Below are 23,975 nucleotides of genomic sequence, written 5' to 3'. Positions count from 1 at the left end.
GTCAACAACTTTTTTAAAAGAAAAGAAATCTTTTCCAGCCTGGCAACGTCCTACTCTCACAGGGACAAAGTCCCAACTACCATTGGCGCTAAAGAGCTTAACTTCCGTGTTCGGTATGGGAACGGGTGTGACCTCTTCGCTATCGCCACCAGACAAGAGATTGTTCTCTCAAAACTAGGTAACAGTCTGCTGAGTAAAGCTTACGCTTTTAAAAGTTTGGTTAAGTCCTCGATCGATTAGTATCAGTCAGCTACACATGTCGCCACGCTTCCACCTCTGACCTATCAACCTGATCATCTTTCAGGGATCTTACTAGCTTGCGCTATGGGAAATCTCATCTTGAGGGGGGCTTCATGCTTAGATGCTTTCAGCACTTATCCCGTCCACACATAGCTACCCAGCGATGCCTTTGGCAAGACAACTGGTACACCAGCGGTGTGTCCATCCCGGTCCTCTCGTACTAAGGACAGCTCCTCTCAAATTTCCTACGCCCACGACGGATAGGGACCGAACTGTCTCACGACGTTCTGAACCCAGCTCGCGTACCGCTTTAATGGGCGAACAGCCCAACCCTTGGGACCGACTACAGCCCCAGGATGCGATGAGCCGACATCGAGGTGCCAAACCTCCCCGTCGATGTGGACTCTTGGGGGAGATAAGCCTGTTATCCCCGGGGTAGCTTTTATCCGTTGAGCGATGGCCCTTCCATGCGGAACCACCGGATCACTAAGCCCGACTTTCGTCCCTGCTCGACTTGTAGGTCTCGCAGTCAAGCTCCCTTGTGCCTTTACACTCTACGAATGATTTCCAACCATTCTGAGGGAACCTTTGGGCGCCTCCGTTACATTTTAGGAGGCGACCGCCCCAGTCAAACTGCCCACCTGACACTGTCTCCCGGCCCGATCAGGGCCGCGGGTTAGAATTTCAATACAGCCAGGGTAGTATCCCACCGACGCCTCCACCGAAGCTAGCGCTCCGGCTTCTCAGGCTCCTACCTATCCTGTACAAGCTGTACCAAAATTCAATATCAGGCTACAGTAAAGCTCCACGGGGTCTTTCCGTCCTGTCGCGGGTAACCTGCATCTTCACAGGTACTATAATTTCACCGAGTCTCTCGTTGAGACAGTGCCCAGATCGTTACGCCTTTCGTGCGGGTCGGAACTTACCCGACAAGGAATTTCGCTACCTTAGGACCGTTATAGTTACGGCCGCCGTTTACTGGGGCTTCGATTCAGAGCTTCTCCCAAAGGATAACCCCTCCTCTTAACCTTCCAGCACCGGGCAGGCGTCAGCCCCTATACTTCGCCTTGCGGCTTCGCAGAGACCTGTGTTTTTGCTAAACAGTCGCCTGGGCCTATTCACTGCGGCTCTCTCGGGCTATACACCCTACCAGAGCACCCCTTCTCCCGAAGTTACGGGGTCATTTTGCCGAGTTCCTTAACGAGAGTTCTCTCGATCACCTTAGGATTCTCTCCTCGCCTACCTGTGTCGGTTTGCGGTACGGGCACCTCCCGCCTCGCTAGAGGCTTTTCTTGGCAGTGTGGAATCAGGAACTTCGGTACTATAATTCCCTCGTCATCACAGCTCAGCCTTTATGATGAGCGGATTTGCCTACTCATCAGCCTAACTGCTTGAACGCGCATATCCAGCAGCGCGCTTACCCTATCCTACTGCGTCCCCCCATTACTCAAACGGCGGGGAGGTGGTACAGGAATATCAACCTGTTGGCCATCGCCTACGCTTTTCAGCCTCGGCTTAGGTCCCGACTAACCCTGAGCGGACGAGCCTTCCTCAGGAAACCTTAGGCATTCGGTGGACAAGATTCTCACTTGTCTTTCGCTACTCATACCGGCATTCTCACTTCTAAGCGCTCCACCAGTCCTTACGGTCTGACTTCGCTGCACTTAGAACGCTCTCCTACCACTGACATCTAAGATGTCAATCCACAGCTTCGGTGATACGTTTAGCCCCGGTACATTTTCGGCGCAGAGTCACTCGACCAGTGAGCTATTACGCACTCTTTAAATGGTGGCTGCTTCTAAGCCAACATCCTGGTTGTCTAAGCAACTCCACATCCTTTTCCACTTAACGTATACTTGGGGACCTTAGCTGGTGGTCTGGGCTGTTTCCCTTTTGACTACGGATCTTATCACTCGCAGTCTGACTCCCATGGATAAGTCTTTGGCATTCGGAGTTTGACTGAATTCGGTAACCCGTTGGGGGCCCCTAGTCCAATCAGTGCTCTACCTCCAAGACTCTTACAACATGAGGCTAGCCCTAAAGCTATTTCGGAGAGAACCAGCTATCTCCAGGTTCGATTGGAATTTCTCCGCTACCCACACCTCATCCCCGCACTTTTCAACGTGCGTGGGTTCGGGCCTCCATTCAGTGTTACCTGAACTTCACCCTGGACATGGGTAGATCACCTGGTTTCGGGTCTACAACCACATACTAAACGCCCTATTCAGACTCGCTTTCGCTACGGCTCCGCCTTATCAGCTTAACCTTGCATGGGATCGTAACTCGCCGGTTCATTCTACAAAAGGCACGCCATCACCCGTTAACGGGCTCTGACTACTTGTAGGCACACGGTTTCAGGATCTCTTTCACTCCCCTTCCGGGGTGCTTTTCACCTTTCCCTCACGGTACTGGTTCACTATCGGTCACTAGGTAGTATTTAGCCTTGGGAGATGGTCCTCCCAGCTTCCGACGGAATTTCACGTGTTCCGCCGTACTCAGGATCCACTCAAGAGGGAACGAAGTTTCAACTACAGGGTTGTTACCTTCTTCGACGGACCTTTCCAGGTCGCTTCATTTACTTCGTTCCTTTGTAACTCCGTATAGAGTGTCCTACAACCCCAAGAGGCAAGCCTCTTGGTTTGGGCTAATTCCGTTTCGCTCGCCGCTACTCAGGAAATCGCATTTGCTTTCTCTTCCTCCGGGTACTTAGATGTTTCAGTTCCCCGGGTCTGCCTTCAATATCCTATGTATTCAGATAAAGATACTGCTCCATTACGAACAGTGGGTTTCCCCATTCGGAAATCTCCGGATCAAAGCTCACTTACAGCTCCCCGAAGCATATCGGTGTTAGTCCCGTCCTTCATCGGCTCCTAGTGCCAAGGCATTCACCGTGCGCCCTTTCTAACTTAACCATTAGCGAATAAATGGTACAACATAATGTTGTGTTATTTATTGGTTTGATTAAAGAAAAGTTTCACTTTTCCTCAGCAATTACTGTTATCTAGTTTTCAAAGAACAATCGCAACCAAAATTCTTCTTATCTAATAAGAAGAAAGTAGTGTGCTTTCTATAATTGAGAGATTGAACTCTCAAAACTGAACAAAGTGTCAAAACGTACGTCATGTAAAAATCCTTAGAAAGGAGGTGATCCAGCCGCACCTTCCGATACGGCTACCTTGTTACGACTTCACCCCAATCATCTGTCCCACCTTAGGCGGCTAGCTCCTTACGGTTACTCCACCGACTTCGGGTGTTACAAACTCTCGTGGTGTGACGGGCGGTGTGTACAAGGCCCGGGAACGTATTCACCGCGGCATGCTGATCCGCGATTACTAGCGATTCCAGCTTCATGTAGGCGAGTTGCAGCCTACAATCCGAACTGAGAATGGTTTTATGGGATTGGCTTGACCTCGCGGTCTTGCAGCCCTTTGTACCATCCATTGTAGCACGTGTGTAGCCCAGGTCATAAGGGGCATGATGATTTGACGTCATCCCCACCTTCCTCCGGTTTGTCACCGGCAGTCACCTTAGAGTGCCCAACTTAATGCTGGCAACTAAGATCAAGGGTTGCGCTCGTTGCGGGACTTAACCCAACATCTCACGACACGAGCTGACGACAACCATGCACCACCTGTCACTCTGTCCCCCGAAGGGGAACGCTCTATCTCTAGAGTTGTCAGAGGATGTCAAGACCTGGTAAGGTTCTTCGCGTTGCTTCGAATTAAACCACATGCTCCACCGCTTGTGCGGGCCCCCGTCAATTCCTTTGAGTTTCAGTCTTGCGACCGTACTCCCCAGGCGGAGTGCTTAATGCGTTAGCTGCAGCACTAAAGGGCGGAAACCCTCTAACACTTAGCACTCATCGTTTACGGCGTGGACTACCAGGGTATCTAATCCTGTTTGCTCCCCACGCTTTCGCGCCTCAGCGTCAGTTACAGACCAAAAAGCCGCCTTCGCCACTGGTGTTCCTCCACATCTCTACGCATTTCACCGCTACACGTGGAATTCCGCTTTTCTCTTCTGCACTCAAGTTCCCCAGTTTCCAATGACCCTCCACGGTTGAGCCGTGGGCTTTCACATCAGACTTAAGAAACCGCCTGCGCGCGCTTTACGCCCAATAATTCCGGATAACGCTTGCCACCTACGTATTACCGCGGCTGCTGGCACGTAGTTAGCCGTGGCTTTCTGGTTAGGTACCGTCAAGGTACGAGCAGTTACTCTCGTACTTGTTCTTCCCTAACAACAGAGTTTTACGACCCGAAAGCCTTCATCACTCACGCGGCGTTGCTCCGTCAGACTTTCGTCCATTGCGGAAGATTCCCTACTGCTGCCTCCCGTAGGAGTCTGGGCCGTGTCTCAGTCCCAGTGTGGCCGATCACCCTCTCAGGTCGGCTATGCATCGTTGCCTTGGTGAGCCGTTACCTCACCAACTAGCTAATGCACCGCGGGCCCATCTGTAAGTGATAGCCGAAACCATCTTTCAATCACCTCCCATGAAGGAGAAGATCCTATCCGGTATTAGCTTCGGTTTCCCGAAGTTATCCCAGTCTTACAGGCAGGTTGCCCACGTGTTACTCACCCGTCCGCCGCTAACGTCATAGAAGCAAGCTTCTAATCAGTTCGCTCGACTTGCATGTATTAGGCACGCCGCCAGCGTTCATCCTGAGCCAGGATCAAACTCTCCGAAGAAATGTTTGACTTGCTCAATTTAAAAATAAAATTAACGTTGACGTTTGTCGCTTTGTTCAGTTTTCAAAGTTCAACCGTTGCTCTGGAGCAACTTTATTAGTATAACATTCTATCTTTTTGATGGCAACATCTTTTTTAAGATGTTTCTCTCAACTGCGCTGTTCATCAGCGACATTTAATAATTTACCATATATAATATATAGAGTCAATCGTTTTTCTAAAAAACTTTATAAATAAAAAAGTTAATGAAGTAAACCTTCAGTAAAATGATTGAATACTCTCTATTACAATAGCAATCTAGCCGCTATGCAGTTTTCTTATCTTACCATAAAAAAAAGCCCAGTCATTAAACTGAGCCTTTTTTTAAAACTATTCTGCTAAGAACGCAAAATAGAGTATGAAGATGATACAGAGAGCATACATAATTGGATGAACTTCTTTTCCACGCTTGCTGCATAACATTGTAATAGGATAAAAGATAAAGCCAACCGCAATACCTGTTGCAATACTGTATGTTAATGGCATCATAATTACCGTGAAGAATGCAGGAACTGCTACTTCGAACTCTTTCCAATTAATTTCTCCTAAATTTGACACCATCAGAGCTCCTACCGTAATTAAGGCTGGCGCAGTAACAGCTGGTGTTACGACCGCTAATAATGGAGAAAAGAACAGTGCAACTAAGAAGAACGCTGCCGTTACGACTGCAGTAAATCCTGAGCGTCCCCCAGCTGCTACTCCAGCCGTAGACTCTACATAAGCTGTTGTTGACGATGTACCAAGAACGGCACCAACTACGATCGCACTAGAATCCGCCAATAAAGCTCTGCCCGCTCGCGGAAGCTTATTATCTTTCATAAGCCCAGCTTGACTTGCTACAGCAACCATCGTGCCTGCTGTATCGAAGAAGTCAACGAATAAGAACGTTAAAATGACGACTAGCATCTTTACAGTAAAGATATCCCCGATATTTTGAAAAGCTGCGCCAAACGTCGGGTCAAGACTAGGAACTGATGAAACAACTGCTTTAGGTGTATCAATTAAACCAAAAGCCATACCCGCTACAGCCGTTACAATCATACCGATAAATACAGCTGCATTTACTCGAAGCACCATTAATACAATAGTAATGACAATTCCAAAAACCGCTAGTAACGTTGTTGGGTTCGTTAAATCACCAAGTCCAACAAATGTGGCATCATCTTTGACAATGATTCCGGCGCCTTTCATACCAATAAAACTAATAAATAAACCAATACCTGCTCCAACAGCCATTTTTAATTCAATAGGAATTGAATTAATAATTTTTTCTCGCAGGCTTGTTAATGTTAAAAGAATAAAAATAACACCTGATATCATAACACCCGTTAAAGCCGTCTGCCAGGGAATTCCCATTGTCAGAACAACTGTATAGGCGAAAAATGCGTTTAATCCCATACCTGGAGCTAATGAAATTGGATATCTACCAAGCACTCCCATAACAATCGATCCCACAGCTGCCGCCAAAGCAGTCGCTGTAAACACAGCACCTTGGTCCATTCTCATACTATCAGGTAAATCTTTTATATCACTTAGTGATAGCACGGATGGATTAACAAATAAAATGTAAGCCATAGATAGAAAAGTTGTAAGTCCAGCTATAAACTCTTTTCGGTAGCTAGTACCCAGCTCTTCAAAACGAAAATACTTCTTCACGTTTTTTCCTCCCTTTATAGAAGCCGCATGCACTTAGGCAAGCCATAAAAAATGCCTCTACACTATGGCGCGTAAAGGCATAAAATCGACTAAAAGAGAAATGTATGAGCAAAAAAAAACAAAAGATTTTTATACATACATGTATTACTTTCTCGTAGTCAAGCCATTTACGGTAGCTCGGTAGAAACTTTTGGGCCTTATTCCCAAGATTATACGACATTAAAGCTATATCTCGCTGTTTTATGTTACTATCCTACCATTAACTTTTTAAAAAAGTCAACAAAAAACGAACATTCTTATAAAAGAATGTTCGTTTGTTCGGTTTTCTTACATGTTATTCCCATTCAATTGTTGCAGGTGGCTTACTTGTAATATCATACACTACGCGGTTAATATGCTTAACTTCGTTTACAATGCGCGTGGAGATAACTTCAAGCACATCCCAAGGAATACGCGCCCAGTCAGAAGTCATACCATCAATCGATGTAACAGCACGAATACCGATTGTGTAATCATACGTACGAGCATCTCCCATTACACCTACACTGCGGATGTCAGGAAGAACCGTAAAGTATTGCCAGATATCGCGCTCTAAGTCAGCTTTTGCAATCTCTTCACGTAAAATAGCATCCGACTCACGTACAATTTCTAACTTCTCTTCCGTAATTGCACCAAGTACACGAATACCTAGACCTGGTCCTGGGAAAGGTTGACGCCAAACGATGTTATCAGGAATACCTAATTCAGAACCTAATGCACGTACTTCATCTTTGAATAGCGTGTTTAACGGTTCGATTAGTTTAAACTGCATATCTTCCGGTAATCCACCTACGTTGTGGTGAGATTTGATCGTTTGAGCTGTAGCTGTCCCACTCTCGATAATATCTGTGTATAGCGTACCTTGAGCTAGGAAATCAAACCCTTTTAATTTAGCAGCTTCGTCATCGAATACATAAATAAATTCATTACCGATGATTTTACGCTTTTGTTCAGGATCTGATACGCCGTTTAATTTTTCTAAGAAGCGATCTTTTGCATCGATTTTAATTACGTTCATATTAAAGCCTTCGCTAAATGTTTCCATTACGCTTTCCGCTTCACCTTTACGTAATAAACCGTGATCTACGAACATACATGTTAACTGATCACCAATTGCTTTGTGAATTAATACAGCTACGACTGAAGAGTCTACTCCGCCGCTAAGTGCGCAAAGTACTTTTCTATCTCCAACTGTTTCACGGATTTTATCCATTTCAACTTCAATGAAGTTCTCGATTGACCAGTTTGCTTCAGCATGACATACTTCAAACACGAAGTTCTTTAAGATATGGTTACCGTGCACTGAATGGCGAACTTCTGGATGGAACTGCACGCCGTACATATTCTTTTCTTTGTTACTCATTGCGGCAATTGGACAAGATGGGCTAGTTGCGTCCACTTCAAAACCAGCTGGTGTTTCTACAACTAAATCACCGTGACTCATCCAAACAACTTGTTCTTTTGGCAACTCATGGTACATTAATGAATCGTTTTGTACGTTAATCGCTGCTTTACCATATTCACGATGGCTAGCACCTTCTACCTTCCCGCCAAAATGATGAGTCATTAATTGCATTCCATAACAAATACCTAAAACAGGAATACCTAATTCAAAAATGTTTTCATCGCAGTGAAATGCGTTTTCACCGTACACACTGTTTGGGCCTCCAGAGAAAATAATTCCCTTTGGATTTAATGCTTTAATCTCTTCTGCTGTAATTGTGTGCGGATGCAATTCACTATATACTCCGAACTCGCGAATGCGACGCGTAATCAGTTGGTTATATTGACTACCAAAATCTAATACAACAATCATGCCTTCCATCTTGTTCACCTCTCCGAATGTGTAAATAATCACTTGTTATTATGCCCTAAAATATAAAAAAAACTAGACTTCTCCCTAAAAAAACAAAGGCAGAAGTCTAGTTGAGCACGACGTTTATCGTCAAATAGACTGTTCTGCCTTCATAGTCAGATCGTTTAAGGTGACCCGGTAGAGACTCTCGAACCATATTATCGAGGATATATGAAGGTATACGAAACATTTATAGTAAGTTCGAGAATATTCTATCAATCCGCGAAACAATGGTCAAGAACTCGTTTTTTTGATTAAATTTTCCCACAATTCAATCGACTCTTTCCATTCTTTTATGGAATCTGCATTTCGATACAAAACCCGCTCATATTTTTCCGTTAATTTTAGCATATTTACCGTATTTAATTTTTCGTCTACTTCTCCTGCAAAGTCGCGCAGCGTTTGACTTTCTTGCCGCTTTAGTCCATTTGCAGCGAGTCTTTTAAGTAAAAAAGCATACGCTGATTCAAAGGTTTCCACTCTCTCTTTCTTTTTATAAAAAGAGATATAAAAAGGTAAAAACCATTTAAATCGATTGAGATATATTACTATTAACATAACTACAATCAGTCCGTAGAAAAGCACTTTCCACTTCATAGACAACTTAACGTTTTGAAGAGAAGCTGTTTTTTCTTTCGCTCTTTCTTCTTGTGCCGGAAGCTCTCTTTTCTTAGGCTGCTCCTTCACTTGCATTTCTTGTTTCTCTTCTTCCCTTTGAATATTTTCACTAGAGTTGTTAGGTTGGCTATCTACAAAATCATAAGGATTAGAAAAACTTTTTGTTGGTTCAAAAGGTACCCAACCCCCTCCTGGAAAATAGACTTCGACCCAAGAATGAGCATTATTTTGTGTGATTTCATAGGTTGTCCACTTACTACTTCCTGAAATGACGGTGGCATCACCTTCTGTATAGCCCTTTACCCACCGAGCAGGAATATCTAATGAACGAAGCAGCACGACCATAGAGGTAGAGAAGTTATCACAGTACCCTCTTTTTGTATCAAATAAAAATTGATCCACATAATCTTTATTTTTCGGAGGAATTGGAACATTTTCAGTATCATATACATATGGATTTGATCGGAAGTATTCTTCAACGGCTTTCGCTTTTTCATAACGATTGTTCTTATTTTTTGTTACCTCACGAGCTAAATCCTTTACTCGTTTCGGCAAGTTAGCAGGAAGTTGTGTATACCTTGCTATAAATTCGTTATTATTCTCTAGACTCTCTGCCTTTTTTTCCTCTGCTTGCTGAAGAAGTCCAATATCAAATACAGGATATTTACACGTCAACTCATACGATTGAACAGTAACAAGCTTGTCATTTTGATAAGGATATAATTTTTCATTTGTCGGTGTAATATAGGTTTGAATGCCATTTTTTAAGGTTAGCGACAGCAGTTGAGGAACATGCATAAGATGTACAGAAGGCTGCGAATAGGTAACTTCTGCTTTTCTTACTTGTCCTGCTACACTTGAGTCATATTGAGGGAGTAAGTTTTCATTTCCTTTAAAGGGCACTTTTTCTTCCTCTTTAGACAGCTCCCACCCCTTACCTGTATAAACATCCTTCGTTTCAATACGCCAATAGTGCTCATCCTCTACTTTGGCTGTAAACACAACCGTATCATCATTGACAAACGATCCTCCCAATTTAGAATCGTCCATATCATAGCCAATTCGTTGACCGCTTGCAGATTCTCCCTGTCCTTGATTTGTTGTATGCGCTGTGATAAAAGGTACGGGATCTGGCCACTGCGGCCCTGGTTTAGGAGCGAGATAAGCCAGCACAATGACGATAGCTAAAAAGCTCCCCAGAAAAAGAAACGATCGTTTTCTATTTTCTAAACGCTCAGTGCTCGCAGCTTTTATACGTTCAGGATTTATGCGAAGCATGGCTACTAATAAAAATCCGATAATCGTCACGCGAATAATAGCAGCTCCCGCATCGTAAGTAGAAAAGGTATCCAACACGGTAATATACAAAATGGTTAAGAAGAAAAAGAAGAAAATTCTTTTTTGATAAAAGATCCAATATCGAATTAAATAAGCCATAATCCAAAGCAGTACAAAAAATAAAGTGCTCCTCATTTCAAACGATAAATTCGCTATATTCCACTCCATGATACTTTGTGCGTCTGACTGAAGAATCTCCAAAAGTCTCGGAAGCCAGTCTGAAGAAAAGAAGGCTCCTTGGAAATAGAGATTGTGAAGCGAAAACAAAATAAACAATATACTCCCTAACATCATCACGATAAACGGCAAGCGAAACGTTAAACACAAAAAACAGTAAGCAACAAACAAGATAAAGTACTGAATTTGATTGGTATCCGTCACTTCATTTAAAGGAAGAAGCCATTCCACTAATAAAAAGAATGCTCCCGCGTACAATAAGATGTTTTTTACATACAAAGCTGATTTATTCACTTATTTCCGCCCTCACTTCCTTTAAATGGTAGAGGAAGAAGAATATTAACGACTTCAATCGTTAAAGCAGAAGATTGTATTCCATTTACAATAACCGTCTCTTCGTCACTAAGCCCTGCTCCTTCATCTTTAACGACAATTATTGATGCCTTAGCATGCAGACTCAGCTTAGATTGAACCTGCCCAATGAGAGTTCCTGTAACTTGACTGACAATGACCATAAAAGAATGCTGCTTTTGAATGGCAATACTCTTAAATTCTGTTTCGAATGCTCGGTTGTTAACAGGCTTTGCACGCGCTAAGTGATACAACAGGTTATCAGTCTCACTTTGTTCAAAGGTTTTTTGTGAAAAAAGTGCATCTCCAGCTAAAAGAAAATCGACTTTTTTACGCTTGGTTTCTTCATGAATGAGCATGGATGCCAGAAAGCTCATTCGTTCTTCAAAGTATAGAGAGCTTATAACATCTGCAATGATAATCATACTCCGTTCATGATAATGACCGAACTCTTTAGAAATTAACGTAGCTTTACGAGCCGTCGCCTTCCAATCAATAGACCCTAATCGGTCACCCGGCTGATATTCTCTAATGCCTGTCACTAACGTAGTAGATTGATTCCCCGTCGAAACTTCATTTTTTCCTTCTTCTATTCCCGCTAAAAGAAACGGGATATCTATCTTATGAATCTGAGGATACACGATAAACCGCTGCTGCAGCGGATAATATGCCTTCTTTTTTACAATTCCTAATAAATCACTCATTTCAATCGAAATCGTAAAAAATTCATATTCTCCTCTTTCTACAAACGATCTTTCATACGGAATAACGGCGTTTCGTTGAAAAAGCGGATAAATTGTTCTTTCTTCTTGATCTAAAAGGTTATTCTCCTCTTTCACTGCTGCCATATAAACAGGAAAAGCCGAGGAGCGTGTAATGTGAATGTCATACGAAAGATGATCTCCAGCGAATCGAGGCTGTAGCTTCACATCACGAGTAACATTCCACTTCTTTAACGGATAAAGCAAAACGACTACCGCATATAACCCAAAAGGTAAGAAGCTATAAAATAAAAACCAGCTGACAAAGCCCCCTTGAAACATGGCGTAAGAAAACGTAGCAGCAAAGATGCAAAATAAAACGAACCAGTCTCTACATTTATTCCATATCACTTTTATATACTGTTTCATAAAGTACCCTCTTACCTTTTAACAGGTACTTTCGTATCAGCCATAATTTGCTTCATCACATCACTCGCTGTTAAGCCGCTGTACTGGGTATCAGGTCTTAGCGTTAATCGATGTGCACACACATACGAAGCAAGCTCTTGAACATCATCAGGAAGACAGTAATCTCTTCCCTTCACTAAAGCATATGCTTGAATGGCCTTCATAAATGAAACCGTTCCACGAGGACTGATACCTAACGAAACATGTGGATGAGAGCGCGTTTTGCGAATGATTTCAATGATATAGTGCTTGATCGCATTATCTACATAAATACTGCTTACAGCTTTTTGAGCCTGTACTAATTCTGGAATGCTCATGACGGGTTTGACATCTTCAAGATTGATCTGGGTGGATACGCCATTTAAAATTTGAAGCTCCTCTTCTTGCGTAGGATACCCCATGCTTAATTTGAATAAAAAACGATCCAGCTGCGCTTCCGGCAAATGATAGGTCCCCTCAAAATCAACAGGATTTTGAGTAGCCATCACAAAAAAAGGCGCTGGAATTTCCCGGGTGATACCATCGGTTGTTACATGATGCTCAGCCATTGCTTCTAAAAGCGCCGATTGTGTTTTAGGAGAAGTCCTGTTAATCTCATCAGCGAGTACAATGTGGCTCATAATAGGACCTGGACGAAAATGAAATTCCATGTCTTTTGGACTGTAAATAGAAACACCTGTTACGTCGGATGGCAGCAAATCAGGCGTGAATTGAATTCGTTTAAATTCTGCATCAATTGATTTGGCCAGTGCCTTCACGAGCATCGTTTTCCCTACACCCGGCACATCTTCAAGTAAAATATGCCCCTCTGCAAGCAAAGCAACCAAACTCAACGTAGATACCTGACGTTTTCCAATCACAATTTGATCAATGTTTTCTAATACTTGGTTTAATTTACTATTAATATGATCCAGCTGAATCAATAAAGCTCCCCCTTAAAACTCAGTTAAACCTTGAGTTTAATAAGTTTTCCAATAAACATAGTACTATCTTAACAAATTTTAAAAAAATCTGAAAATATTAACGCACGCAAAAAAGCGACCAAGTGATTACTTGGTCGCTTTTTTAGGTAGGGCAGTGATTACATCATGCCGCCCATTCCACCCATGCCGCCCATGTCAGGCATTGCAGGAGCTGCGTTTTCTTCTGGCTTGTCAGCAACAACTGCTTCAGTTGTTAAGAACATAGCCGCTACAGAAGAAGCATTTTGAAGAGCTGAACGCGTTACTTTTGTTGGGTCAACGATACCAGTGTCTAGCATATTTACCCACTCGCCAGTTGCAGCGTTAAATCCAGTTCCAACTGCTTCGCCTTTTAGACGCTCAACGATTACTGATCCTTCTAAACCAGCGTTGTGAGCAATTTGACGTACAGGCTCTTCAATCGCACGTAATACGATGTTGATACCTGTAGCAGTGTCACCGTCAGCTTCGATGCTTGCTACTTTATTATAGATATTTACTAATGCAGTACCACCACCAGCTACGATACCTTCTTCAACCGCAGCACGCGTAGAGTTTAATGCATCTTCAATACGTAATTTACGTTCTTTTAACTCAGTTTCAGTTGCCGCACCAACTTTAATTACAGCTACGCCGCCAGCAAGTTTTGCTAAGCGCTCTTGTAATTTTTCACGGTCAAACTCTGAAGTTGTTTCTTCAAGCTGAGCTTTGATTTGGTTTACGCGTGCTAGGATATCTTCTGCGTTTCCTGCACCGTTTACAACTGTTGTATTTTCTTTTGTTACAACAATTTTAGAAGCGCGACCTAATTGATCGATGCTCGCTGTTTTTAAGTCAAGACCAAGCTCTTCAGTGATTACTTCTCCGCCTGTTAGGATTGCAACGTCTTGTAGCATTGCTTTACGACGATCACCAAAACCAGGAGCTTTAACAGCTACAGCTGTAAATGTACCACGAAGTTTGTTCACAACTAATGTTGCTAAAGCTTCGCCTTCTACGTCTTCAGCGATGATTAATAGAGGCTTGCCTTGTTGAACAACTTGCTCTAATACCGGTAAGATTTCTTGAATGTTACCGATTTTTTTGTCTGTGATTAAGATGTATGGATCATCTAATACAGCTTCCATTTTATCTGAATCAGTTACCATGTAAGGAGATGCATATCCACGGTCAAACTGCATACCTTCTACCACTTCTAATTCAGTTGTGAAACCTTTTGATTCTTCAAGTGTGATAACGCCGTCGTTACCAACGCGCTCCATTGCTTCAGCAATTAATTGACCTACTTCTTCGTCAGCTGCTGAGATAGCCGCTACTTGAGCAATTGAATCTTTACCTTGAATTGGCTTAGAGATTGCTTTTAGTTCTTCAACCGCTACAGCTACTGCTTTTTCCATACCTTTACGGATACCCATTGGGTTAGCACCAGCCGTTACGTTTTTAAGACCTTCTCTGATCATTGCTTGCGCTAAAACTGTTGCAGTAGTTGTACCGTCACCAGCAACGTCGTTTGTTTTGCTAGCAACTTCGGCTACTAATTTAGCACCCATATTTTCAAATGCGTCTTCTAATTCGATTTCTTTTGCAATTGTTACACCGTCATTTGTAATAAGCGGTGAACCGAATTTCTTTTCTAATACAACGTTACGACCTTTTGGTCCAAGCGTTACTTTTACAGCATTTGCCAATGTATCTACACCACGTAGCATTGCGCGACGTGCTTCTTCGCTAAATTTAATGTCTTTTGCCATGTTCTTTGACCTCCTCAAGATGTTCTTAATAATCTATTTTTTACGTATGATAAGTTTGTGGTTAAAATTAGCCGATTACAGCTAAAATATCGCTTTCGCGTAAAATTAAGTATTCAGTACCTTCGTATTTCACTTCAGTACCCGCATATTTTGAGAAGATGATACGATCGCTCGCAGCTACTTCTAAAGCTACACGCTCACCGCTTTCTAATACTCGGCCTGTACCAACAGCAACAATTTTACCCTCTTGTGGCTTTTCTTTTGCACTGTCCGGTAACACGATACCGCTTGCTGTTTTTTCCTCAGATTTTACAAGTTCAATCACTACGCGATCACCTAATGGCTTTAACAAGTGAAACAACCTCCTCAAATAATATGTTTGCATTTTTATTAGCACTCAACATCAACGAGTGCTAACACAATTATTATATTAAAACAAAGTGGGTTTTTTTTGCAAGTATTAAACAAAAAAAATTTAAAATTTATGACAACTACATATAATAGTCTTAGATTTCGACGATTTTGAGAAATAAAGCATTCTTTTCTCTGTTCAATAATATGTATGTTACAATACGAGCAAGAAGAAATTACTAACTTTACAGTACTTCTTCGACATATATACATAAAAACCTTTTAAAGGAGTATAGAAGATTGGAAAAACGTTATTGGTATGTTATCCTCACCTACATCCTTATGCAGTTTTCAGGAGTTGTTGGTATACCGCTGTTAAAATTAACGGGAATGTTTGATCACTATCCAGTTCGAACAGCGAATGTCATGCTTTTGACTTATTGGACCATCATTAGCTTTATCCTTGGCTTACTTATTGTCTTACTGCTGCTGCGCCGTGACATGTCCATGCGTATAGAACATGCGGGAACAACGGTAACTGTTGTCTGGTCAGTCCTTGGGGTGTTCCTGGCTATGGCTGGTCAAGCTGTAGCAGGTATGATTGAGCACGCTCTTGGCATTACCCAAGTATCTGAAAACACACAAAATATTGTTAATCTTGTTAAAGCAACGCCGTTCCTCATTGTCGTTACGTCTGTTATTGGACCAATTCTAGAAGAGATTATTTTTCGAAAGATTATTTTCGGCTCTCTTCACAAACGATACAATTTCTTTATCTCTGCATTTATTAGTTCCCTTATTTTCGCTGCCGTACACTGGGATTTTAAACATTTGCTCGTGTATACAGCCATGGGATTTGTATTTGCATTCCTTTATGCAAGAACAAAACTAATTATTGTACCCATTATTGCACACGTGTTGATGAATACAATCGTTATTTTATCTCAAACTATTTTTGCAGATAAAATTATAGAAATGCAAAAGCAAGCAGAACAAATGCAGTTTATTTTTGGAGGCATGTTTTTATGAAGAATATCCCTTTAACACGAGGGTTTATTTATATTATTATGGGGATTTTATTTACCTACCTGGCTATTCAAAATGCTCAGGAAACCGTGTGGAACTTCCCTACGATCTTATTTGCACTCGTAGCCGCATTCGATTTCAGATTTGCGGTTCGCATCTTTATCTTGCACTATAAAATTAAAAAGTTGCAGCAGCAATATAAAAATCAAGATGATTCATCTAAATAAAAAAACCACTGTTTCAGTGGTTTTTTTACATACTAACATCTTCTCTTTCTTGCTCTGCCCTTGCCTTTAACACTTTGCGATACGAAATGCGGGAAATAATGATGCTGATTTCATACAAAATTAAGAGCGGCACTGTCACCATCATGTGCGAGAGCAATTCCGGTGGTGTAATAAGTGCGGCAATAACTAGCAGTACGAAATAGGCATATTTTCGAATTTGAGATAAAAACATAGGCGTTATAATTCCTAATCGCGTCAAAAACATGACGACGACAGGAAGCTGAAACAACAGGCCAAAAGGCAGTGTGAGCTGCATTAAAAAAGAAAAGTATTCATTAATACCAATCACTTGGTTTACATTCAGCTCATCAGAAACGCGCGTCATAAAATCGACGACAAATGGAAACAACACAAAATAAGAAAAAGAGACACCGCCGATAAAGAGAAAAATGGAAACAGGAATATATCCAAGCGTTACCTTACGCTCTTTTTCATATAAACCAGGACTAATAAATGCCCAAAGTTGATACAGTGCAACAGGAGCTGCAAGTACACAGCCGATAATAACAGCAAACTGCATATAAATCTTAACTGAATCTGTTAGCCTAAATGCATTCATCGTTAAATTTTTTGCCTCATCAGCATGCTGTAAATAGACAATAACCTTATCCGCTATAAAAAAGCCGCCAATTGTGGCAATGACAAAGAAAAATAAAACAATTAAAATGCGCTTTCGCAGCTCTCCTATATGATCATATATTGACATTTCTTGTTCGGTCATACTATGATCACCCTTTTACTCTTTGTCATCTACTTGACGCTGTTTATCTTTTTCACGATCTTCTGATGCACCGCTAGCGGCATGCTTAAACTCCCTAAGCGTTTGCCCGACTGACCTTCCTAGCTCCGGTAACCGTTTCGGTCCAAAAATAAGCAGTGCTACAATCGCAATAATAATCCAACTGCCTGCTCCAATCCCCATATTCCCACTCTCCTTATTAATTTAGACTTAAGGAAATCGTAACACAGTCCACCTTATTCAACAGGATAATTTTTCAAAAAATAGACAAGCGACTGTAATTCTACAGCCAGATCAATATGATGCAGTCGAATCTCATCCGGTACGTTTAAGCGTGCAGGAGTGAAGTTTAGAATCCCTTTAATTCCGCAATTCACTAAACGATCGGTAATTTGCTGAGCAACAGTGGCAGGAACGGTTAAAATCGCCACTGAGATATCATCACTCATATAATCTTCCAATTGGTCAAGGTGATAAACCGGCACGTCACCTACTTTTGTACCGACTTTATCTTCTATCACATCAAAAGCGCACTCAATTTTGGTGTTATTATTTTTAATAAAATTATAATTTAAAAAGGCCGTTCCCAGATTCCCTACGCCAATCAGTGCTACTTTCGTTACTTCATCTTGGTCTAACGTTTTACGGAAAAATGTAAGTAAATAATTCACATTGTAGCCGTATCCCTTTTTCCCTAATGCTCCAAAGTAAGAAAAGTCCCGACGAATAGTAGCAGAATCAACTTTCACTGCCTCACTTAACTCTGCTGACGAAACACGCTGTTTACCAGAAGCATGCAAGTTTTTTAAAAAACGATAATAAAGCGGCAATCGTTTAGCCGTTGCTTGTGGTATTTTTAATTGTTCAGTGTTCACGTTGTACCCCCTCAGTTCATGTATGTCATTACTAACATTTTCAAGTCATATTGCATTACCTTTCATAAAGCATTAACCGCTTTGAGGTAGCGCTTCCAATTCTCTCTCTTTTCTCTTGTTTTATATATACTCCGCTTCACACCCCGACGGCTTTTGTCTATCCAGCACTACTTAAAGTCGGTAGCTAGAACGAAGCAATTAGCCCTTCAAAGGATCCGTTTGTTAGTCATGACGGATTTTCTACATCCATCATATATAAGTTCAGAGATGCACTTATCTCTTATTTTAACATAGTATCCTGTATAAAATGTGTAGGTAAAATCATTTTATTTCATGAATCAAAACATTCGCTTCATCATTTGTCCTTGTCCCTCTACAAATTACAAACGCTTGTAGGAAGAACTTGTAGTTGAAAATATGTTAAAATACACTATGGATATACTACTAGAGGTGAAAAAATGATTATTCTACAATTGAACGGTATTACAAAATACTATGGGGCAGAACCCATTTTATCGAATATAAAGTTAGAAGTACAATCAAAAGACCGCATTGCCCTAGTGGGACGAAACGGTGCTGGTAAATCAACTTTATTAAAAATTATTGCTGAGCAGCTTTCTTATGACAGCGGAGAAATTATTAAACCTAAAGGTGTTTCCATTGATTATATGGGACAAGATACAGTTCTTGAGTCAACACTCTCCATATGGGAAGAAATGATGACGGTCTTTGCTCCGTTAAAGAAGATGGAAAAAGAATTACGTACGCTTGAAACGAAGATGGGCGATCCAGACATTTTTAATGATTCAGTTCAATACGAAAAACTAACCAAAGAGTACGATCAGCTTCAAGTAACGTTCAAAGATTTAGGCGGCTATCAATATGAAGCGGATACACGGTCTATTCTTCACGGTTTCCGTTTTTCAAACTTTGACTATAGCACCCCTATTTCCTCCTTGAGCGGTGGACAAAAAACGCGCTTGGCTCTTGCAAAACTGCTTTTAACAAAGCCAGACTTGCTTATTCTCGATGAGCCTACCAACCACTTAGATATTGAAACTTTAGCATGGCTGGAACAGTTTCTGCAAGGGTATGAAGGAGCTATTTTAATTGTTTCACACGATCGTTACTTCCTTGATAAAGTCGTAAATCAAGTGTATGAAGTCACACAAAAAACAACGGTGAAGTACACGGGCAACTACTCTAAATACCTTGTACAAAAAGCAGAGCGATATGAAAAAGAGTTGCGTCAGTACGAAAAGCAGCAAGATGAAGTTGCAAAACTGAATGATTTTATTCAGCGAAACATCGCCCGCGCATCGACTACAAAACGTGCGCAAAGCAGACGTAAACAGCTCGATCGAATGGAGTTAATAAATCGACCTAACGAAGGCGAAAAATCAGCTAGTTTTTCGTTTGAAATTGAGCGTCAAAGCGGAAATGAAGTCTTAAATCTTGAAAACGTGTCTATCGGATATGATGAACACAAATATATCGTTCAGCAGGCAAACCTTCGGATTAAAAAAGGGGAAAGCCTTGCGTTGGTTGGCCCTAATGGAGTTGGGAAATCTACTTTATTAAAAGGTATTGTGGATAAACTAAGCTTCAAGACTGGAATCATTTCCTTTGGCTCAAACGTAATGGTTGGTTATTACGACCAAGAGCAAGCCAATTTAACGTCTAATAAAGCCGTTTTAAATGAGCTTTGGGATGAATACCCATCCAAACCTGAAAAAGAAATTCGTACAGCGCTTGGAAATTTTCTGTTTTCAGGTGATGATGTACTGAAAATCGTTTCGACGCTTAGCGGTGGTGAAAAAGCACGTTTGGCTCTTGCGAAGCTTATGCTTCAAAAAGCTAATTTCTTAATTTTGGATGAACCTACTAACCATCTTGATTTAGATAGCAAACAAGTACTCGAGAATGCGTTAATTGATTACCCAGGGACTCTATTATTTGTTTCACATGACCGTTATTTTATTAATCGTATTGCAAACAAAATAGCAGAGCTATCTCCTGAAGGGGTAGAAGAATTTCTTGGAGATTATGACTATTATGTAGAAAAGAAAGCAGAAATAGAGGAAATCAAAGAATTAGAAAATATAAAAGCAAACGAAGAACGTACGGTAAAAGTAGATAAACAGTCCTATAAACAAGATAAAGAACAAAAGAAATTGATGAGGCAGCGAACGCGCCGAATTGAAGAAATTGAAACTGAAGTAAACAAATTAGAAGCCGCACAAGCGGAGAATGAAGAACTTCTTTGTGACCCTGAAATTTATCAAAACCATGAAGAAGTATCAAGATTAAACGGTGAAAATGAAAAAATTTCTTCACAGTTATCCACATTAATGGAAGAGTGGGAAGAATTACAGCTGCTTCTAGAAGAATAGCTTATATTTTTTCGTATTTATTCGCCCTATTTACTTGTTCGTGCGCTTTAGGACAAGCTTTATCCACTCTGTGAATAAATAGTGGATATCTGTCTGATTTTCATAATTAAAACTTGTTGATAACAGGTCCGTGTACTGAGTACACGGACTTTTCCACATAATTATCCACAGTTAATTCTAAATTTATTGAATATTGTTGATAAATTATTTTTATCCACAAAAAAGACGAATGAGAACTAAATCTCATTCGTCTCTTACTCTTCCAAGTCTAAACCGGGGTTTGCGTTTAATGACATATCTGAGCGTTTTCCTTGAGCAAATCGTACACTTGCTGCTGCTCCAATCATTGCGGCATTATCCGTGCATAGAGATAGCGGCGGGATAATAAGTTCAATGTTTGATAATGGTGCAAATGCGTCTTCTAGCGCTGCTCTAAGCCCTTTATTAGCAGCAACTCCTCCTGCTAATAAAACTTGCTTAACGTTATATTCCTTTGCAGCTTTAACGGTTTTAGTTACTAACACATCAATAACACTCGCTTGAAAGCTAGCAGCAAGCGTTTGTGGAAGAATTTCTTCACCTTTTTGCTTCGCGTTGTGGACAGTGTTAATAACTGCTGATTTTAATCCACTGAAACTAAAATCATAGGATCCTTCTTCTAGCCAAGCACGCGGCAAATCAATTAATGGCTCTCCTTCATGTGCAAGGCGGTCAATATGAGGTCCGCCTGGATATGGAAGGTTTAACGTGCGGGCTACTTTATCATAGGCTTCTCCTGCTGCATCATCTCTCGTTTCACCAATCACTTTAAACTGACCGTGACTTTCCATGTATACAAGCTCCGTATGCCCTCCAGATACAACTAGCGATAAAAGCGGGAATTCTAATTTTTTGATTAACTGATTTGCATAAATATGTCCTGCAATATGATGAACACCAATTAATGGCTTTTGATGTGCAAATGCTAGCGCTTTGGCTGCATTTACGCCAATAAGAAGTGCTCCCACAAGCCCAGGTCCTTCCGTTACAGCTATTGCATCAATATCTGCAAACGTCAAGTTCGCTTGATTTAAAGTTTCTTCCACTACTAACGTAATTTGTTCCACATGATGGCGAGATGCAATCTCCGGTACGACACCGCCAAATCGTTTATGGCTTTCTATTTGTGATGCCACCACATTGGCTACAATTTCATGACCGTTTCGAATCACGGCTGCTGCTGTCTCATCACAGCTTGTTTCTAATGCTAAAATTAATTGATTTTCACTCATAAATTCACCCACATAACTAATGCATCCTCATTGTTATCAGAATAATAATTCTTACGAATACCTCCAGGTTTAAAACCTAGCTTTTGATACAATGATTGTGCAATATGATTAGATACCCTAACTTCTAATGTCATTGACGTAGCACCTAGTTTTCGAAGAACGTCCATCACGTTGCGCAGCAGCAATTCACCGAGTCCCTTGCCTCGGTAGTCTGGCAATAGCGCAATGTTGGTTACATGTGCTTCGTCAATAACAATCCACGTTCCGCAATACCCAATAATATTTTCTCCTTCCTCCATCACAATGTAAGTTGAAAATTGATTATTGGTTAACTCATTTTGAAACGCTTCTGAACTCCAAGGTGTCGTAAAAGACTTCTCTTCGATTTTCACTACTTGATCAATATCTTTAACTTCCATTAAACGAAACTTAATTGTTAGTTTCATGTTATACCTTCTTTTATTCTTTTTGCTGTGAAGCAAGCCAGTTGGCTTCGGCTTCAGCTAAACGAATGTAGTTCGGAACAAAAGTATGCACAGACTGCGGCTCTTTCTGCATTCCTAAAAAAGACAATTCACTTGGTCTTGGATTAAACTGCTGAACATGGGCAAATACAGCTTGTTCACCCAACACTTCTTTTAACGCCTCTTCATGCATGGGAAGATCATTGCCTATGAATAAAATAGATTTGTTGTATGACTTTAAATGTTCCGCCCAGTCCTTATTAATAACAAGTCGATCACTTTCAACTTCTAGAAGACCTCGTTCGTTATTCCATTCATATAGTCCTGTATAAAGCTGTTGGCGGCGTGCATCAAATAACGGAGCAATATATCCATCAAAATAGCGACCGTTTGCTGCTAGTGCCTCAAGGCTAGATACACCTATTAAAGGAATATTTAAAGTCCAAGCAAGTGTCTTGGCAATGGTAACGCCAATGCGTACACCTGTATAAGACCCAGGACCGTGCGCCACTACAATGCGGTCTAGCTCGCTTGGCGCAATATCACAATCTTTTAACAAAGATTCCACAGCGTTCATCACACGAACGGAGTGATTCTTTTTTAGATTCGTAATAATTTCTCCCATTACTTTGTTTTCTTCAACGACAGCAACACCCATGACAAAATTGGATGTATCAATGGCTAACATTTTCATCTTTTAAAAAGCTCCTTACATATTTCAACGTACCGACTCCCTATCGCTTTTACAAGGATTTTACGAGTCGTTTCGTTTTCATGGTAAATATTGATTTGAATATATTCATTAGGAAGCTGCTCTTCAATCAGATGAGCCCACTCCACGACCGTCACGCCATCTCCTTCAAAATACTCATCGAACCCTAGGTCTTCAAATTCATCCCCTAGACGGTACACATCCATATGATAAAGAGGAAGGCGACCGCTTTTGTATTCTTTAATGATAGTAAATGTCGGGCTATTCACATTGCGTTCAATTCCTAATCCTTTAGCTAAACTTTTTGTGAATGTTGTCTTTCCAGCCCCCAAATCGCCTTCAAGCAGCAGCACGTCACCAACTTCTAATAAAGTTGCTAGACGAGCAGCCAGCTGATTAGTTTCATCAGGAGACGTAGACATAAACGTAAATTCGTTAATCTCTGTCATTCATTCAGAACCTCATTTCAATCTGTATATATATATTGTAAACGTTGTGGACTATACATATCCAGTAAGAAATCCAACAATCTTTAACATCGCCATTCTATAAAGAAATTTCTTTGTATATAAAAAATTCCTTAGGATTGCTCCTAAGGACGGTAAAGTTTTATATAAAAATGGTTCAAACAATAAAAAAGACGAAACACATTGTTTCGTTTCTAAAACATGGCGGTCCCGACGGGAATCGAACCCGCGATCTCCTGCGTGACAGGCAGGCATGTTAACCGCTACACCACGGGACCATGTTGGTTGCGGGGACAGGATTTGAACCTGCGACCTTCGGGTTATGAGCCCGACGAGCTACCGAACTGCTCCACCCCGCGATGATAAAAAAGCAAAATAAAAATGCCTAGCGATGTCCTACTCTCACAGGGACAAAGTCCCAACTACCATCGGCGCTAAAGAGCTTAACTTCCGTGTTCGGTATGGGAACGGGTGTGACCTCTTTGCCATTATCACTAGACATTTAT

17 protein-coding genes, 2 tRNA genes, 4 rRNA genes and 2 riboswitches are annotated in these 23,975 nt (G+C 41.3%); of the genes, 3 read left to right on the top strand and 20 right to left on the bottom strand.

Annotation, left to right across the window (positions count from 1 at the left end; translation table 11 throughout):
• Nucleotides 1-37: 37 nt before the first annotated feature.
• From rrf (Q5794_RS01370) to groES, 10 genes are all read right to left on the bottom strand, one after another.
• Nucleotides 38-153: ribosomal RNA gene (gene rrf / locus Q5794_RS01370) — 5S ribosomal RNA — on the bottom strand.
• Nucleotides 154-216: 63 nt separating this feature from the next.
• Nucleotides 217-3,152 (bottom strand): 23S ribosomal RNA (locus Q5794_RS01365).
• 225 nt (nucleotides 3,153-3,377) lie between these two features.
• Nucleotides 3,378-4,929 (bottom strand): 16S ribosomal RNA (locus tag Q5794_RS01360).
• The 16S, 23S and 5S rRNA genes sit together here, the layout of an rRNA operon.
• A gap of 369 nt (nucleotides 4,930-5,298) precedes the next feature.
• Nucleotides 5,299-6,624 carry an NCS2 family permease gene (locus Q5794_RS01355; RefSeq protein ID WP_192998719.1) on the bottom strand — a complete coding sequence of 442 codons (1,326 nt, stop codon included), beginning with the start codon at nucleotides 6,622-6,624 and terminating at the stop codon, nucleotides 5,299-5,301.
• Nucleotides 6,625-6,759: 135 nt separating this feature from the next.
• Nucleotides 6,760-6,861: riboswitch (purine riboswitch) on the bottom strand.
• A 97-nt stretch (nucleotides 6,862-6,958) separates the two neighbouring features.
• A complete protein-coding gene (gene guaA / locus Q5794_RS01350; protein WP_028410369.1) occupies nucleotides 6,959-8,488 on the bottom strand; it encodes a glutamine-hydrolyzing GMP synthase in 1,530 nt (509 codons plus the stop codon).
• Between the two features lie 123 nt (nucleotides 8,489-8,611).
• A riboswitch (purine riboswitch) is annotated at nucleotides 8,612-8,713 on the bottom strand.
• A 39-nt stretch (nucleotides 8,714-8,752) separates the two neighbouring features.
• Entirely contained in the window at nucleotides 8,753-10,945 is a 2,193-nt protein-coding gene (locus Q5794_RS01345) for a DUF3488 and DUF4129 domain-containing transglutaminase family protein (protein ID WP_374988598.1), read from the bottom strand.
• Nucleotides 10,942-12,132 carry a DUF58 domain-containing protein gene (locus tag Q5794_RS01340; protein ID WP_214989185.1) on the bottom strand — a complete coding sequence of 397 codons (1,191 nt, stop codon included), beginning with the start codon at nucleotides 12,130-12,132 and terminating at the stop codon, nucleotides 10,942-10,944. The genes Q5794_RS01345 and Q5794_RS01340 overlap by 4 nt, the downstream gene beginning before the upstream one ends.
• 11 nt (nucleotides 12,133-12,143) lie before the next feature.
• The gene (locus tag Q5794_RS01335; protein WP_214989184.1) at nucleotides 12,144-13,094 is read right to left on the bottom strand and encodes a MoxR family ATPase; all 951 of its coding nucleotides are present in this window, start codon (nucleotides 13,092-13,094) and stop codon (nucleotides 12,144-12,146) included.
• Nucleotides 13,095-13,252: 158 nt separating this feature from the next.
• Nucleotides 13,253-14,884: a chaperonin GroEL gene (gene groL / locus Q5794_RS01330; protein WP_013055027.1), complete on the bottom strand. Its 1,632-nt coding sequence runs from the start codon at nucleotides 14,882-14,884 to the stop codon at nucleotides 13,253-13,255.
• A 67-nt stretch (nucleotides 14,885-14,951) separates the two neighbouring features.
• Nucleotides 14,952-15,236, bottom strand: coding sequence for a co-chaperone GroES (gene groES, locus Q5794_RS01325; RefSeq protein ID WP_214989183.1), 285 nt, complete (start codon nucleotides 15,234-15,236; stop codon nucleotides 14,952-14,954).
• Between the two features lie 299 nt (nucleotides 15,237-15,535).
• Here groES and Q5794_RS01320 point away from each other — a divergent pair, with 299 nt between their 5' ends.
• Nucleotides 15,536-16,264, top strand: a complete 729-nt coding sequence (locus Q5794_RS01320) for a CPBP family intramembrane glutamic endopeptidase (RefSeq protein ID WP_214989182.1) — start codon at nucleotides 15,536-15,538, stop codon at nucleotides 16,262-16,264.
• Entirely contained in the window at nucleotides 16,261-16,488 is a 228-nt protein-coding gene (locus tag Q5794_RS01315; protein WP_013055024.1) for a YdiK family protein, read from the top strand. The genes Q5794_RS01320 and Q5794_RS01315 overlap by 4 nt, the downstream gene beginning before the upstream one ends.
• Nucleotides 16,489-16,513: 25 nt before the next feature.
• Here Q5794_RS01315 and tatC read toward each other — a convergent pair whose 3' ends face one another.
• The 3 genes from tatC to Q5794_RS01300 are packed head-to-tail and all read right to left on the bottom strand — an operon-like array spanning nucleotide 16,514 to nucleotide 18,162.
• Nucleotides 16,514-17,269 (bottom strand): twin-arginine translocase subunit TatC, encoded by a 756-nt coding sequence (gene tatC / locus Q5794_RS01310; protein WP_214989181.1) that lies wholly within the window; start codon nucleotides 17,267-17,269, stop codon nucleotides 16,514-16,516.
• A gap of 15 nt (nucleotides 17,270-17,284) precedes the next feature.
• Nucleotides 17,285-17,470 (bottom strand): twin-arginine translocase TatA/TatE family subunit, encoded by a 186-nt coding sequence (gene tatA / locus Q5794_RS01305; protein ID WP_013055022.1) that lies wholly within the window; start codon nucleotides 17,468-17,470, stop codon nucleotides 17,285-17,287.
• A gap of 53 nt (nucleotides 17,471-17,523) precedes the next feature.
• Nucleotides 17,524-18,162 (bottom strand): redox-sensing transcriptional repressor Rex, encoded by a 639-nt coding sequence (locus tag Q5794_RS01300; RefSeq protein WP_013055021.1) that lies wholly within the window; start codon nucleotides 18,160-18,162, stop codon nucleotides 17,524-17,526.
• Nucleotides 18,163-18,620: 458 nt separating this feature from the next.
• Between Q5794_RS01300 and Q5794_RS01295 the strand changes: the two genes are divergently transcribed.
• Entirely contained in the window at nucleotides 18,621-20,555 is a 1,935-nt protein-coding gene (locus tag Q5794_RS01295; RefSeq protein WP_374988597.1) for an ABC-F family ATP-binding cassette domain-containing protein, read from the top strand.
• Nucleotides 20,556-20,809: 254 nt separating this feature from the next.
• Here the strand turns inward: Q5794_RS01295 and tsaD are convergent, their stop codons facing one another.
• The 7 genes from tsaD to rrf (Q5794_RS01260) form a co-directional block, all read right to left on the bottom strand.
• Nucleotides 20,810-21,826 (bottom strand): tRNA (adenosine(37)-N6)-threonylcarbamoyltransferase complex transferase subunit TsaD, encoded by a 1,017-nt coding sequence (tsaD, locus tag Q5794_RS01290; RefSeq protein WP_374988596.1) that lies wholly within the window; start codon nucleotides 21,824-21,826, stop codon nucleotides 20,810-20,812.
• Nucleotides 21,823-22,272 (bottom strand): ribosomal protein S18-alanine N-acetyltransferase, encoded by a 450-nt coding sequence (gene rimI / locus Q5794_RS01285; protein WP_013055018.1) that lies wholly within the window; start codon nucleotides 22,270-22,272, stop codon nucleotides 21,823-21,825. Before rimI ends, tsaD begins: the two co-directional genes overlap by 4 nt.
• A gap of 13 nt (nucleotides 22,273-22,285) precedes the next feature.
• A complete protein-coding gene (gene tsaB, locus Q5794_RS01280) occupies nucleotides 22,286-22,984 on the bottom strand; it encodes a tRNA (adenosine(37)-N6)-threonylcarbamoyltransferase complex dimerization subunit type 1 TsaB (RefSeq protein ID WP_214989178.1) in 699 nt (232 codons plus the stop codon).
• Nucleotides 22,981-23,451 carry a tRNA (adenosine(37)-N6)-threonylcarbamoyltransferase complex ATPase subunit type 1 TsaE gene (gene tsaE, locus Q5794_RS01275; protein ID WP_192998729.1) on the bottom strand — a complete coding sequence of 157 codons (471 nt, stop codon included), beginning with the start codon at nucleotides 23,449-23,451 and terminating at the stop codon, nucleotides 22,981-22,983. The genes tsaB and tsaE overlap by 4 nt, the downstream gene beginning before the upstream one ends.
• Nucleotides 23,452-23,671: 220 nt before the next feature.
• Nucleotides 23,672-23,747 (bottom strand) — tRNA-Asp (locus tag Q5794_RS01270).
• A 4-nt stretch (nucleotides 23,748-23,751) separates the two neighbouring features.
• Nucleotides 23,752-23,828: transfer RNA gene (locus tag Q5794_RS01265), tRNA-Met, on the bottom strand.
• A gap of 24 nt (nucleotides 23,829-23,852) precedes the next feature.
• Nucleotides 23,853-23,968, bottom strand: a 5S ribosomal RNA gene (gene rrf, locus Q5794_RS01260).
• Nucleotides 23,969-23,975 lie beyond the last annotated feature (7 nt).

Origin of the sequence: Priestia megaterium, from assembly GCF_041941685.1 — a bacterium.
GTDB lineage: Bacteria > Bacillota > Bacilli > Bacillales > Bacillaceae_H > Priestia > Priestia megaterium_C.
Note: the sequence above shows the minus strand (reverse complement) of the source record. Positions and strands in the feature narration are given on the sequence as shown.

Excerpts from the sequence above, each read along its gene's own strand:
- guaA (WP_028410369.1), bottom strand. The coding sequence starts at position 8,488 with ATGGAAGGCATGATTGTTGTATTAGATTTTGGTAGTCAATATAACCAA.
- Q5794_RS01340 (WP_214989185.1), bottom strand. The coding sequence starts at position 12,132 with ATGAAACAGTATATAAAAGTGATATGGAATAAATGTAGAGACTGGTTC.
- groL (WP_013055027.1), bottom strand. The coding sequence starts at position 14,884 with ATGGCAAAAGACATTAAATTTAGCGAAGAAGCACGTCGCGCAATGCTA.
- Q5794_RS01315 (WP_013055024.1), top strand. The coding sequence starts at position 16,261 with ATGAAGAATATCCCTTTAACACGAGGGTTTATTTATATTATTATGGGG.
- tatC (WP_214989181.1), bottom strand. The coding sequence starts at position 17,269 with ATGACCGAACAAGAAATGTCAATATATGATCATATAGGAGAGCTGCGA.
- tatA (WP_013055022.1), bottom strand. The coding sequence starts at position 17,470 with ATGGGGATTGGAGCAGGCAGTTGGATTATTATTGCGATTGTAGCACTG.
- Q5794_RS01295 (WP_374988597.1), top strand. The coding sequence starts at position 18,621 with ATGATTATTCTACAATTGAACGGTATTACAAAATACTATGGGGCAGAA.
- tsaD (WP_374988596.1), bottom strand. The coding sequence starts at position 21,826 with ATGAGTGAAAATCAATTAATTTTAGCATTAGAAACAAGCTGTGATGAG.
- rimI (WP_013055018.1), bottom strand. The coding sequence starts at position 22,272 with ATGAAACTAACAATTAAGTTTCGTTTAATGGAAGTTAAAGATATTGAT.
- tsaB (WP_214989178.1), bottom strand. The coding sequence starts at position 22,984 with ATGAAAATGTTAGCCATTGATACATCCAATTTTGTCATGGGTGTTGCT.
- tsaE (WP_192998729.1), bottom strand. The coding sequence starts at position 23,451 with ATGACAGAGATTAACGAATTTACGTTTATGTCTACGTCTCCTGATGAA.